The sequence below is a fragment of the Streptomyces sp. NPDC058678 genome (assembly GCF_042714835.1).
Taxonomy (GTDB): domain Bacteria; phylum Actinomycetota; class Actinomycetes; order Streptomycetales; family Streptomycetaceae; genus Streptomyces.
Window position 1 is genome coordinate 72,943 of record NZ_JBHXSG010000021.1, and the last position, 12,587, is coordinate 85,529.

Consider the following 12,587-nt stretch of genomic DNA (forward strand, 5'->3'; position numbering starts at 1 on the left):
GGGCACCCGGGAGGCCAGATGACCAACCCCGCCGGCGCCGCCCATCGCACCGACCCCGCCACCCGCGCCGCCCGCGGCAAAGCCGCTCGCAAGCGCGTGCCACGCTCAGCGCACGCGGGCTGGATCCCCTCCGTGGCCCGCCCCGACCCCGTCGGGATCCTGGAGCGGCAGGGCCGGGACCGGCTCCCGGAACTGCTCCCGGTCCGCTACGGCCGCATGACCGCCTCCCCTTTCGCCTTCCTGCGCGGCGCGGCCGCCGTGATGGCCGCCGATCTCGCCTCCCAGCCGCACACCGGTCTCACCGTGCAGCTCTGCGGCGACGCCCACCTGCTCAACTTCGGCCTCCACGCGTCCCCGGAGCGGGCCCTGCTCTTCGACCTCAACGACTTCGACGAGACCTTCCCCGGCCCCTTCGAATGGGACGTCAAACGCCTCGCGGCCAGCGTCGCCGTCGCCGCCCGGGAGAACGGCCACAGCGACGCCAGGACCCACCGCGCGGCCCTGGAGGCGGTCGCCGCATACCGCGTGACCATGCGCCGCCTGGCCCGGAAGGGCGAACTCGACGTCTGGTACGAGCGCCTCGACGCCGACAGTCTGCTGCCCCTCGTCCGCGCCGCCCGCCGGCGCCACCGCGCCGGGTCCAGCCTCACCCGCGCCCGCCGCCGCACCAGCCTCCAGGCCCTCGGCAGGCTCACGGCCGTCGTCGACGGACACCGGCGCCTCATCCACGACCCGCCGCTGCTCGAACCCGCCGGTGCCCCCGACATGGCCGCCCTGCGCAAGATCTTCAGCGACTACCGCTCCACCCTCGCCGAGGACCGCCGCCTGCTCCTGGACCGCTACCGCTTCGTCGACGCCGCCCGCAAGGTCGTCGGCGTCGGCAGCGTCGGCACCCGCTGCTTCATCGTGCTGCTGGCCGGCCGCGACGCCGACGACCCGCTGTTCCTGCAGCTCAAGGAGGCGCGGAAGTCCGTACTGGAAGAGCATCTGCCGAACGGACCGTACGACCATCCAGGGCACCGGGTCGTCGCCGGGCAGCGGCTCCTCCAGGCCGCCGGTGACAACTTCCTGGGGTGGACGAGCGGACCGCAGGGACGGGCGTTCTACTGGCGGCAGCTGCGGGACACGAAGGGCTCCGCGGACGTCGCCGGGATGAGCCCGGCCGAACTCGTGGTGTACGCCCGGCTGTGCGGCACCGCGCTGGCCCGCGCGCACGCCCGTTCCGGTGACCGCATCGCGATCGCCGGCTACCTGGGCGGCGCGGACACCTTCGAGCGGGCCGTCGCCGACTTCGCGCTCCGCTACGCCGACCAGACCGTCCTCGACCACGCGATCCTGGGCGCGGCCGTCGCGGCGGGGGTGGTGACCGCCGAACCGGGGATCTGAGATCACTCGGGCGGACGGGGGGCCGCGGCCCTGTCAGGCGTACGACTCCAGCAGCCCGGTCACGTACGCCTCCAGCCGCCCGGCCAGCACCTCGGCCGTCAGATCGGTCCGGCCCAGCTCCCGCCAGGGACCCGCGAGCTTCGCCGCGTCGGGGGAGTAACCGAGGGCGTCCAGCAGCCGCCAGTACAGGTGGTCCGGTCCGTCGGCGAGGCGGCGGCCGCCGTGCGCCTCGTAGCGGGCGCGGAAGCCGAGTCCGTACTCGGGGCCGTGCAGCAGCGCGAGCGTCGTCGAGCAGTGGGCGACGTCCAGGTCGGCGGGGCCCCACGACGTCTCGACCCAGTCGACGACTCCGCTGATCCGCAGCCCCTCGCCGCTCCCCTCGAACAGCACGTTCCCCGGGTGGAAGTCCCGGTGCAGGAAGCAGCCCTCGTAGGGCGGGGGTTCGCGGCGGATCACGTCCACCGCCCGCTCCCACAGCGGCCCCGGCGGGGCGACCACCCGCTCCGGCGACGTCCACGCCTGGTAGGGACGCGGGTGCTCGTCCGGTACGACCTCGTGGATCCGGACGAGTTGCGCCGCCAGCAGGTCCAGGCGCCGCTCCAACTCGGCGGTGTCGTCCTCGTCCACCCGCACCCGGCCCGGGAGCAGCGACATCAACAGCGAGGGGTGGTCGCAGAGTTCGGCAGAGGCGTCGACGGCGACCGGCCGTGCGGCGGGTATGCCCTCCTGCCCGTCGAGGAGCGCGAGGACGGACGCCTCGCGGGTCAGCAGCCCCGGGGCGTGCAGGCGGAAGAAGGGCTTGACGAAGGTCCGCAGCACCAGTCCGGTGCCGTCGTCGAGGGTGAGGCGGCGCATCTGGGCGCTCCAACCGCCGGACAGCGGACGGCTGTCGCGGACGGTCCGCCCCTGCGGGAGCTGCTTGGCCAGCCACGACCGGGTCGCCGTCCACCCCGGAGCGAGCACGGCCGACACGAACTCACGCCGGTCCTCGGGATGATCGCGGAACCACATCCCCAACTGGTGGTTGGCTGAGGGCAGTTCGAAACGTGTGTACTGGGCGCGGGCGCAGAGCGCGTCCTGTACGGCCTCCGTCACCTCCGGCGGGATCACCGCGTCCGTACCCGGCACCGCGAGCACCGCCCGCCCCTCGTACGCCCGCAGCACGTCGAGCGCGGGTGACGTCCGCCAGCTGTCGGGGGTGCGGATGAGCGTGCTGAACCGGCCGTCGCCCGTCCCGAACGGCACGTCCCACGCCTCGGCCGCGTACACGGCGGGCGCGCACAGCCCCAGTGCCGTGACCCGGTCGCCGTAGTGCGCGGCGAGGTCGGCGACCGTCTGGCCGCTCATGCTGAACCCGACCAGAACCAGCGGCCCGTCGGCCGGGACGAACGCGTCGACGACCGTCACCGCCTGCTCGAAGCGGCGGCGCAGACTCAACTCCGGCAGGGTGCCCGTGCTTTCGCCGTGCCCGGAGAAGTCGAACGCGAGGCCCCGGCAGCCATGCGCGACGAATTCCGACAGCCACGGGAGCAACCGCTCCTTGCCGCCGTTGCCCGCTCCGTGCAGCAGAACGACGGTGGCCCGGTCCGGACCACCGTCGTCACCGCCGTACACGCCACTGAGCCGTTCACCGGCATAGCCGTACGTGAAGGGGGAGAGCTCGCTCATGCCCCCCATTCACTCACGGCCCGTAGCCCTCAGGCGGTCGATTTCGCCCCCCAGGCCGCGATCACCGCGTCGGGGGAAAAGGAGATGCACGCCCAGTGACCGCCTCCCTACGCTGGACACGCGTCGGGGAGTTGCCCACCACCGCGTTCCGCAGGACAGGTATCACCTCGCGGACTCGGGGCTACTCTCTACGCACCGACGGACGGCCGCCCACCCCTGGCGCCCCGTCGGGGCACAGATCACCGCTCGTACCGACCCACGCCCACGGAGGCCCGTCATGGGCACCATCGTCATATCCGGGACCGTCGTCCTGGTCGTTCTGGGATTCGGAAACCCCATCTATTGGCTCGCCGCCGTCGCCGTGCTCTTCCTGTACGTGCAGTACGGGCGAGGCACGTCCGCGCCGTCGTCGCCGTCGTCGCCGTCGTCGCCGTCGGGAGGGTCCCCGGCGGGGCCCACGCCCGCGAGCTACCGCGCGTACCGCGACCGCCGTGACAAGCAGGCCAGGTGGGAGCGCCGCTACCGCCGCGAGCGCCCCTTCGAGTCCCGCCGTCAGGAGCGCGAGAAGAGCAAGTGAGACCGCTGGTGATCCCGGTGGCCCTCGGTCGTCGTCACAGACCGGGGGCGCCCCACACCGGGAACCAGCGGCTCAGGTCGGGCTCGATCCGCAGATCGTCCGCCAGGGCCGCCTTCACCCGCAGTTCCAGTGCGTTGTCGCGCCGCGGCCCCTCGCCGGGCAGCGGCGCGAACGGGAAGAAGGTGCCGCGTTTGTAGAGGTAGACCATCGCCAGCGACCGGCCCTCCGGATCCCGGAACCCGGCCAGCGAGCACAGCAGTTGCGGCCCGAAGCCGTTGACCTCCATCGAACTGTTCACCGCGTGCAGGTCGTTGACCAGGAGCGACAGCTGGTCGGGAGTACGCTCCGACACCAGCCACGAATACCCGTAGCGGTCCCGCCGCAGCTCCACCGGCGGGCCGTCCCGGTCGGTGTCCGCGTCGAGCAGGGCCTGGACCTCCCGGTGCGTCTGCTCGAAGGCCGCGCCCTCCACCGTGGCGAAGCACACCGCGCCCCGCCCGGTCGGCGTGAAGGAGGCGGCCGCCTCCAGCGACACCGCCGCCGACGGCAGCGCGAAGAGCTGGTCGAGATCGGGTGCGACCGGCTTCGTACGGCCGAGCAGGATGTCCAGCAGCCCCATCCTCAGCCCGCCCTCCCCGGGGTCGCCGCCTCGCCCAGCTCGCCGGAGATCCGCCCCAGCTGCTCCAGCCGTTCTTCCAGGCTCGGGTGGGTGGAGAAGATCCGCGCCACACCCGGTTCGGCGCCCAGCGCGGGGGTGAAGTAGAAGGCGTTGAAGGCCTGGGCCGTGCGCAGGTCCTTGGAGGGGATCCGGGCGATGTCACCGGTGACCTTGGTGAGCGCGGACGCCAGCTCCGAGGGCCTGCCGGTGAGCAGCGCCGCCGCCCGGTCAGCCGCCAGTTCCCGGTACCGGGACAGCGCCCTGATCAGCAGGAAGCTGATCGCGTACACGGCTGCCGACACGCCCATCACGGCGGCGAAGACGACGGCGGTGTTCTGGTCCCGGCGCCCGCCGCCGAACAGCTGCGAGTAGAAGGCGAACCGCACGATCAGGCCCGCGATCACCCCGAGGAAGGACGCGATGGTGATCACGGCGACGTCCTTGTGCGCCACGTGCGACAACTCGTGCGCGAGGACGCCCTCCAGCTCCGCCGGCTCCAGCCGCCGCAGCAGCCCGGTGGTCACGCAGACGACGGCGTTGTCGGGGTTCCGCCCGGTCGCGAACGCGTTCGGCATGTCCATCTGCGACACGGCGACCACCGGTTTGGGCATGTCCGCGAGGGCACACAGCCGGTCGACGACGGCGTGCAGCTCGGGATGCTCCTCCCGCTCCACGACCCGCCCGCGCATCGCGAACAGCGCGATCCGGTCGGAGAACCAGTACTGCGCGCCCAGCATCCCCGCCGCGACCACCACGACCAGGACCCACGATCTCAACAGCACGACCAGCGCTGCGACAAAGGCCACGTACAGCAGCCCGAGAAGAAACATCGTGACCGTCATGCGCACGGTCAACCGCCGGTCGCTCCGGAAGCGGCTCTGCATCTCGCATCACACTCCGCAGTCAGGCACTCGCCCCACAGCCCAGTGTGCACCCGGCCCGGCCCATGAAGCGGTCGTGATCAGCCCTAGGACCAGCAAAGGCTCAGCCCCCGATCCCGGCCTCCCACTTCCTCCGCTTCAGCACGTACTCGCTGAACAGGTGCCGCCCCCGGTCGAGGAGTTCGCCCACCTCCACCGACCCGGGCGGCACGTCCGCCGTCATGTGCCAGCCCTGCACGGACTGCCCGGCCCAGCGCCGCAGCCTGACATCCGGATCGTCGAGCAGGGCGGCCGCCGCCCGCAGCCGCACCAGACCGCCGCACGCGTCCAGCAGCCGGAACGCGGCCACCCGCGTATGCCGGGGCCGCCCGGCCGCCAGCCGCTCCATCAGCCACCCGTCGTCCAGCGACGCGGCGGAGGGCAGCAGCGCCAGCGTCGCCTCCCGCACGACCCCCGGCTCCGCATCGTCGAGCAACGCCCGCAGCCGCTTCACGTCCGTGACGTCCAGGGCCCGCAACCCGGCGACCGCCCGCGCCCGCACCCCAGGTGCGGGATGGCCGAGCATCGCCCACAGCAACCCGCCGTCCGCCCGCTCCCCGCACTCCGCCAGCCCGGCGACCGCCCCGGGCGGCAGCGCCGGGTCGCCCGCGTCGGCACACCGGCGCCGGTACCAGATCAGCGGATCGCGACCCGCCTGCCGTACGACATACCGCGCGCAGGCCCGCACCAGCCCCGACCGGTCGGCGAGAAACCTCTCCGCCCGATCGGGCCGCCCCGCCCGCCGCAGCGCGGTCACCCCGGCGGACCGCACACGCGGCCCGCGCGCGGTGAGCAGAAGTTCGAGTACGTCGTCGGACACGCCGTCCTCCGGTACGGCGGCCAGGGCGGCCTCGGCGCACAGGTCCTGGACGACCGGGTCGGTGTCGCGGGCGGCGGCACGGGCCAGTTCGGCGGGGGAGAAGTGCCCCTCTTCGACGGCGAGGCGGTACGCGAAGCGGCGTACGGCGCGGTCGGGGTGGGTGTACAGGGGCGCGAGGTGTTCACGGGGCGCCCGGCGCAGGACCTCGTCGAGCAGACCGACGCCGAAGGCGCCCCGGCCGCGTCGGCCGACGAGCAGGATCAGCGGCGCGAGCGTGCGGGCGGTGTCCGGATCGAGGGCGGCGCGCAGCACCTCCTGGGCCCGCTCGCGCACGGGGGCGGCCCAGTCGGCCGTGCGGACGACGACCAGCGGCAACACGGCGGGGCACCGCGCCGCCGGACCGAGAGCCGCCTCACGCACCCGGCCGTCGTGGTGGCACAGGGCCAGCGCGAGCCGGGGCTCGGCGAGGGCCTCGGGGCCCCGGAATGCGGAGAGCCACGTGCGTCGGCCGTCGACCTCCGCCCGCGTCGGCAGCAGGCCGGGCGCCAACCACGAACGCGTTCCCGCGTCCAACGCGAGCCAGGCCCTCGGGTCGGCGGCGTCGAGCACGTCCCGCAGCGACGCCCCCTCGGTCAGCCGCCGCGCCGCCACTGCGCCGCCCCAGATGTCCTCGCGCATCTAGTACGGGGCCCGGAAGTTCGCGTAGCCCAACAGCAGGATGATCGCCGCCACACTCCCGAGCACGACGACCGTCGACACCCACGACGAACGGCGCGGCCCCGCCGGGTCGGGGTCGGCGCGGAACGGCTGCGGCTCGGGCGGGTTCTCCTTCCAGCGCGCGGCCAGCATCCGGGCCCGCGCGGAGGGCTCCTTGTGCTCGGCGTTGTCGGCCCACCTGAGGTCGAACTCCCGCTCCGCGTCGTCCTGTTCGGGCATCCCCGTAACCCCCGTCGTCTCCGTTTCGAACAGTTGTGCCGGACACCATACGACGACGCCCCCGCCCTGAGAAATCCAGGAGCGGGGGCGCGGTCGACGGACCTACAGGCCGGTCACACGTCGAAGTAGAGCTCGAACTCGTGCGGGTGCGGACGCAGCTGCAGCGGCGCGATCTCGTTGGCCCGCTTGAAGTCGATCCACGTCTCGATCAGGTCCGGCGTGAAGACGTCGCCCTGGAGGAGGAACTCGTGGTCGGCCTCGAGGCGGTCGAGGACGGCCGGCAGGGAGGTCGGGACCTGCGCCACGCTCGCGTGCTCCTCGGGAGCCAGCTCGTACAGGTCCTTGTCGATCGGCTCGGCCGGCTCGATCTTGTTCTTGATGCCGTCCAGGCCCGCGAGGAGCAGGGCCGAGAAGGCGAGGTACGGGTTGCCGGAGGAGTCGGGCGCACGGAACTCCACGCGCTTGGCCTTCGGGTTGGAGCCCGTGATCGGGATACGCATGGCCGCGGAGCGGTTGCGCTGCGAGTACACCAGGTTGATCGGCGCCTCGAAGCCCGGCACCAGGCGGTGGTACGAGTTCACCGTCGGGTTGGTGAAGGCGAGCAGCGACGGGGCGTGCTTGAGGATGCCGCCGATGTAGAAGCGGGCGGTGTCCGACAGGCCCGCGTAACCGGCCTCGTCGTAGAACAGCGGGGAGCCGTTGGTCCACAGCGACTGGTGGACGTGCATGCCCGAGCCGTTGTCGCCGAAGATCGGCTTCGGCATGAAGGTCGCGGTCTTGCCGTTGCGCCAGGCCACGTTCTTCACGATGTACTTGAAGAGCTGGAGGTCGTCGGCCGCGGCGAGCAGCGTGTTGAACTTGTAGTTGATCTCGGCCTGGCCGGCGGTGCCCACCTCGTGGTGCTGACGCTCGACCTGGAGGCCGGAGGCGGCCAGCTCCAGGGAGATCTCCGCACGCAGGTCGGCGAAGTGGTCGACCGGCGGGGTCGGGAAGTAGCCGCCCTTGTAGCGGACCTTGTAACCACGGTTGTCCTCGAGGGCGCCGGTGTTCCAGGCACCCGCCTCGGAGTCGATGTGGTAGAAGGACTCGTTCGCGCTGGTCGCGAAGCGGACGGAGTCGAAGACGTAGAACTCGGCCTCGGGGCCGAAGTACGCGGTGTCCGCGATACCGGTCGACGCGAGGTAGGCCTCGGCCTTCTTCGCCACGTTGCGCGGGTCACGGCTGTACTGCTCGCCGGTGATCGGGTCGTGGATGAAGAAGTTGATGTTCAGCGTCTTGTCGCGGCGGAAGGGGTCGACCCGGGCGGTCGACAGGTCCGCGCGCAGCGCCATGTCGGACTCGTGAATGGCCTGGAAACCACGGATCGACGAGCCGTCGAAGGCGAGCTCCTCGTCCGGGTCGAACGCCTCGACAGGCAGTGTGAAGTGCTGCATCACACCCGGCAGGTCGCAGAAGCGGACGTCGACGAACTTGACGCTTTCGTCCGCGATGAACTTCTTAACCTCGTCGGCGTTCTGGAACATCCAGCTCCTCCTACTCCCGACGGTCGAGCCGGGGTGGTAGTTCGTTCGTGCGGCCAGTGCGGTGGCACACGCTGTCGTCGACCCTAGGGACGGGTGATTTCTCGGGCGTGACCCATTTGTTTCGCACAAGTTAACCGGACATCGCGCCGCCCACCCCACCTGTCCGTATCGCGAAACGGGCACAGTACCGTGGACGGGTGGACAACAGGCATGCAATCGGATCGTGGCTCTCCGGACCGCGCGCGGCCGCGGAAGAAGCCGGTGTCGACTTCGGATACCGCGGCGAGCAGCTCGGTCTGCCGGAGGAGGGACCGGGCTCGATCGCACGCCCCGGCCGGCGCCTCGGCGCCATCGCCGTCGACTGGGGCGTGAGCCTCTTGATCGCATACGGTCTCATCACGCAGGGCTACGACCAGGCGACCAGCAACTGGGCGCTCCTCGTCTTCTTCCTGCTCGGCGCCCTGACCGTCGGCACCGTCGGCTTCACTCCGGGTAAGCGCCTCTTCGGCCTGCGCGTGGTCGCCCTCGACACCGGCCGCGTCAGCCCCGCCCGCGCCCTGCTCCGCACGGCCCTGCTGTGCCTCGCCGTCCCGGCCCTGATCTGGGACCGCGACGGCCGCGGCCTGCACGACCGGCTGGCCCGCACCGTGGAAGTGCGCGGCTAGGGCCTGTCCGGCGGATCATGCCGCAGACGCGGGGCCTGGCACGCCGGTCTGCGGCGTTGTCGTCGGTTGCCGACTCCTCCACTCTCGACTTCGCTCGAGCGGGGGGACCCCCATCGCGTCGACGCCCTCCTCCGCCTTGCAGCTCGACGCACCAGGCCCCGCTCACCTGCGTCGATGAGGCGCCGCGGATTTCCTGCGACTCGATCCGCCGGACAGGCCCTAAGCGAGCGCCCAGGCGACGTCCCTGAGCAGGGCGTGACGCCAGCCCGCCCGGTCGTGGCCCGACGGTGACCGGGAGACCCGTACGGTCGCGCCGGCCCGTTCTGTCAGGGTCTCGGTCAGTTCGCAGTGGGGCAGCATCCGCGTCTCGTGTTCCCCCACGTCGAACGCGACCCGCAGACCGGACAGGTCCGGCCGCTCCCGCAGGCGCGCGGCGACGGTGCCGCCGACCGGGCCGCCCAAGGGGTCTGCCAGGCCCAGGGCGTCGGGCGTCCACCAGAACGACCCCGACTGGCAGGCGACGCGGGAGACCAGGTCGGGGAACTCCAGTGCCGCGTACAGCGCGCTCAGCCCGCCGAGGCTCTGCCCGGCGACCACCAGCCGGTCCCGGTCCGCGGGTACGCCGGTCTCCGCCACCAGCGGCAGCAGTTCGTCCCGGATCGCCTCCCACAGCTCGGGCCGGCACCCGAACTCGGCCTCCCTGTCCGTGGTCGGAAGGAAGACGAGTGTGACCGGCGGCATCTCGCCACTGGCGACGGCCGAGTCGAACGCGGTCATGGCCGGGTGCAGGTACAGCCAGTCGTCCCCGTCGAGCAGCAGGACCACCGGCCCGCCGCCGCCCGCCGGGTGGACCCGCACGGTGCGCCGCCCGCCGAGCCGTCGGCCGGCCCAGCGGATCCGGGTGCGCGGGACGGGCAGGACGTCATCGGCCCCGAGGTCGGGCCAGTGCGGCTGGGCCGGGGCGTCCGGGGTCGCGGCGATGGACCGGTCACCGCCCGCACCCACCGGGTTGAACGGGTCGGCGTACGCCGTGTCCCCGGCGAGGAACCGGTAGGTCACCCGCAGCCGCGCGGGCATGCGCACCTCGGCGTACCAGCAGTCCGTGTCGCCCCACCGGCGCAGGGGGACCGGCTCCGACCAGCTCTCGAAGCCGACGCTCGCCGGTTCGGACCCGCGCCGCAGGAACAGGGTCACCCACCCCTCGCCGTCGGGTATCGACGCGGGTGTCCTCGCGGTGGCCCAGAACTCGTCGGTGCCGGGCGCGCCGGTCAGTCCGAACGCGGCGAAGGCGTCTTCCCCCACCAACCTCATGAACGTCTCCTTGTGGAGCGGAAAGCGACAAGGCTAAGCTCACTTGTAATTAGGCGAGCCTAACCTTATTCCTCAGGAGGCACCGCAGATGAGCACCAATCCCTTCGACGACGTCGACGGCCGCTTCCTCGTCCTGGTGAACGACGAGGGCCAGCACTCGCTGTGGCCGTCCTTCGCGGAGGTGCCCGGGGGGTGGACGATCGTCTTCGACGAGAACACCCGAGAGGCGTGCCTGGAGTACATCGAGGCGAACTGGACCGATCTGCGCCCCCGGTCCCTCGCGACGTCCATGGACGGCTGACCCTCCATGGTGCTCTGCACCAGACTGACGAACGCCCGCTTCCTCACCATGGACCCCGACCACCCCGTCGCCCACGACCTGGGCATCTGGCAGGGCCGGATCGTCGGCCTGGACGAGGCCGTCACCTCCCTGCCCGCACGCGAGGTGATCGACCTGCAGGGCGCCACCGTGCTGCCCGGGTTCATCGACGCCCACGTGCACCTGGCCTGGACCGGGTTCAAGGAGAACACCCCCAGCATCGCGGGGTGCACGCGCATCGAGGACGTGCTGGCCATCGTGGAGGAGGCCGTCCTCCAAAAGGGCGCGCCCGGCGCCTGGGTGAGCATCGCCGGATACGACCAGCGGGCCCTGGGACGTCATCTGACCGCCGCCGAACTCGACACGGTCAGCCACGGACACAAGCTGTTCATGCTGCACGACTCCGGGCACGGCTGCGTCGTCAACTCCGCCGTGCTCGACCTGCTCCCCGCCGACCTCCCGCACGACGGCGGCTTCCTCGCCGAGGGCGCCATGGGCGCCGCCCGCGCGCTTCGCCTCCCGCACTCCCAGCGGGAGTTGGCCGGAGCGATCGGGCGCGCCGCCCGGACCTGCCTGGCCGAGGGCGTCACCGCCTGCGCCGAGGCGGGCATCGGCGGCACCCTCCTGGGCCACAGCCCGGTCGAGCTGGGCGCTTACCAGCTTGCCCGCGAGGAGGGCCTGCTCCCGCTGCGTGTGCAGCTCATGGTGTCCGCCGACCGGCTGCACCCGGTCGCCGCTCATGAAGCCGACGGCATTCCCCGGTCCCTCGACCTCGGCCTGCGCACCGGGTTCGGCGACGACCGCCTCTCCGTGGGCGCGCTGAAGATCTTCACCGACGGCGGCATGATGGCCCGGACCGCCGCGCTCAGCAGCCCCTACGAAGGACTTGCCCACGCGGGCCAGTTGCAGGACGACCCGGACGTGCTCGCGGACACGATCGTCGACGGCCACCTCGCCGGATGGCAGCTCGCCGTCCACGCCATCGGCGACCGCGCCTCCGACATCGCCCTGGACGCCCTGGAACGCGCCCAGCGCCTCCGGCCGCGCCCCGGCGCCCGGCACCGCATCGAGCACGCCGGCCTGATCCGCCCCGACCAGCTCCCGCGCCTCGCCCGGCTCGGCGTCAGCGCGGTCGTCCAGCCCAACTTCCTGCGCTACTTCGGCGACGACTACGCGGCGATCATGGGGGCGGAGCGGGCCCCGTGGCTGTACCGCGGCAGGGCGTTCCTGGACCGGGGGATCACGCTCGTCGGCAGTTCCGACCGTCCCGTCACGGACGGATCCCCGCTGCGAGCCATCCAGTTCATGGTCGAGCGCGCCTCCGAGTCCGGCCAGGTGATCGGCCCTGACGAGGCCGTCACCGTCGACGAGGCCCTGCGCGCCTACACGGTCGCCGGCGCCTTCGCCTGCCACTGGGACGACCGCCTGGGAAGCCTCACCCCGGGCAAGCTCGCCGACCTGGTCGTGCTCGGCGACGACCCCCGGCGCGTCGATCCGTCGCGCATCGGAGACATCGAGGTCGTCGCGACATACGTCGACGGCCGCTGGACCGGAAAGGCGGCGTCGTGAGCCGGAAGACGACGGCTGTGGAGAGCTACGCGCACCTCTGGGACGACGGCAGGTCCCGGTATCGCTGGGTCATCTGGCACACGGCGGGGGAGACGCTGGTCTTCGACCGGGAGACCAACTGCCCGGCGGACACCGGCGACGAGTCGCTCCTGCCCGAGGTGCTGCGCAGGATGCGCGAGGCGGGCGTACCCGAGACCGACGACTATCCGGGCCGCCCCTGCGGGTGAGCGAGACG

The 12,587-nt window shown here is 72.2% G+C and carries 13 protein-coding genes; 6 read left to right on the forward strand and 7 right to left on the reverse strand.

Going from position 1 to position 12,587, the window contains the following annotated elements; all coding sequences use genetic code 11:
• Nucleotides 1-18 precede the first annotated feature (18 nt).
• Nucleotides 19-1,386: a DUF2252 domain-containing protein gene (locus ACFWWR_RS20500; protein WP_383872116.1), complete on the forward strand. Its 1,368-nt coding sequence runs from the start codon at nt 19-21 to the stop codon at nt 1,384-1,386.
• 33 nt (nt 1,387-1,419) lie between these two features.
• Here the strand turns inward: ACFWWR_RS20500 and ACFWWR_RS20505 are convergent, their stop codons facing one another.
• A complete protein-coding gene (locus ACFWWR_RS20505) occupies nt 1,420-3,054 on the reverse strand; it encodes an alpha/beta fold hydrolase (protein ID WP_384304610.1) in 1,635 nt (544 codons plus the stop codon).
• Nucleotides 3,055-3,331: 277 nt separating this feature from the next.
• Here ACFWWR_RS20505 and ACFWWR_RS20510 point away from each other — a divergent pair, with 277 nt between their 5' ends.
• Nucleotides 3,332-3,631 carry a hypothetical protein gene (locus ACFWWR_RS20510; protein WP_384304613.1) on the forward strand — a complete coding sequence of 100 codons (300 nt, stop codon included), beginning with the start codon at nt 3,332-3,334 and terminating at the stop codon, nt 3,629-3,631.
• 34 nt (nt 3,632-3,665) lie between these two features.
• On the opposite strand, the gene ACFWWR_RS20515 is transcribed toward ACFWWR_RS20510, so the two are convergent.
• The 5 genes from ACFWWR_RS20515 to glnA form a co-directional block, all read right to left on the reverse strand.
• Nucleotides 3,666-4,250, reverse strand: coding sequence for a hypothetical protein (locus ACFWWR_RS20515; RefSeq protein WP_384304616.1), 585 nt, complete (start codon nt 4,248-4,250; stop codon nt 3,666-3,668).
• A gap of 2 nt (nt 4,251-4,252) precedes the next feature.
• Complete coding sequence (htpX, locus tag ACFWWR_RS20520) at nt 4,253-5,173, reverse strand: zinc metalloprotease HtpX (RefSeq protein WP_383867187.1); 921 nt, start codon at nt 5,171-5,173, stop codon at nt 4,253-4,255.
• Between the two features lie 100 nt (nt 5,174-5,273).
• The gene (locus ACFWWR_RS20525; protein ID WP_384304619.1) at nt 5,274-6,707 is read right to left on the reverse strand and encodes a hypothetical protein; all 1,434 of its coding nucleotides are present in this window, start codon (nt 6,705-6,707) and stop codon (nt 5,274-5,276) included.
• The gene (locus ACFWWR_RS20530; protein ID WP_384304622.1) at nt 6,708-6,965 is read right to left on the reverse strand and encodes a hypothetical protein; all 258 of its coding nucleotides are present in this window, start codon (nt 6,963-6,965) and stop codon (nt 6,708-6,710) included.
• A gap of 113 nt (nt 6,966-7,078) precedes the next feature.
• Nucleotides 7,079-8,488, reverse strand: a complete 1,410-nt coding sequence (gene glnA / locus ACFWWR_RS20535; RefSeq protein WP_383867193.1) for a type I glutamate--ammonia ligase — start codon at nt 8,486-8,488, stop codon at nt 7,079-7,081.
• A gap of 197 nt (nt 8,489-8,685) precedes the next feature.
• Between glnA and ACFWWR_RS20540 the strand changes: the two genes are divergently transcribed.
• Nucleotides 8,686-9,153, forward strand: a complete 468-nt coding sequence (locus tag ACFWWR_RS20540) for an RDD family protein (protein ID WP_384304624.1) — start codon at nt 8,686-8,688, stop codon at nt 9,151-9,153.
• Between the two features lie 219 nt (nt 9,154-9,372).
• On the opposite strand, the gene ACFWWR_RS20545 is transcribed toward ACFWWR_RS20540, so the two are convergent.
• The gene (locus ACFWWR_RS20545; protein WP_383870107.1) at nt 9,373-10,464 is read right to left on the reverse strand and encodes an alpha/beta hydrolase-fold protein; all 1,092 of its coding nucleotides are present in this window, start codon (nt 10,462-10,464) and stop codon (nt 9,373-9,375) included.
• 88 nt (nt 10,465-10,552) lie between these two features.
• Between ACFWWR_RS20545 and ACFWWR_RS20550 the strand changes: the two genes are divergently transcribed.
• Genes ACFWWR_RS20550 through ACFWWR_RS20560 form a run of 3 tightly spaced genes read left to right on the forward strand, consistent with a single transcriptional unit; the run spans nt 10,553 to nt 12,579 of the window.
• Nucleotides 10,553-10,765 carry an MbtH family protein gene (locus ACFWWR_RS20550; protein ID WP_383870104.1) on the forward strand — a complete coding sequence of 71 codons (213 nt, stop codon included), beginning with the start codon at nt 10,553-10,555 and terminating at the stop codon, nt 10,763-10,765.
• 9 nt (nt 10,766-10,774) lie between these two features.
• The gene (locus tag ACFWWR_RS20555) at nt 10,775-12,352 is read left to right on the forward strand and encodes an amidohydrolase (protein WP_383870133.1); all 1,578 of its coding nucleotides are present in this window, start codon (nt 10,775-10,777) and stop codon (nt 12,350-12,352) included.
• A complete protein-coding gene (locus ACFWWR_RS20560; RefSeq protein WP_383870101.1) occupies nt 12,349-12,579 on the forward strand; it encodes a hypothetical protein in 231 nt (76 codons plus the stop codon). Before ACFWWR_RS20555 ends, ACFWWR_RS20560 begins: the two co-directional genes overlap by 4 nt.
• Nucleotides 12,580-12,587 lie beyond the last annotated feature (8 nt).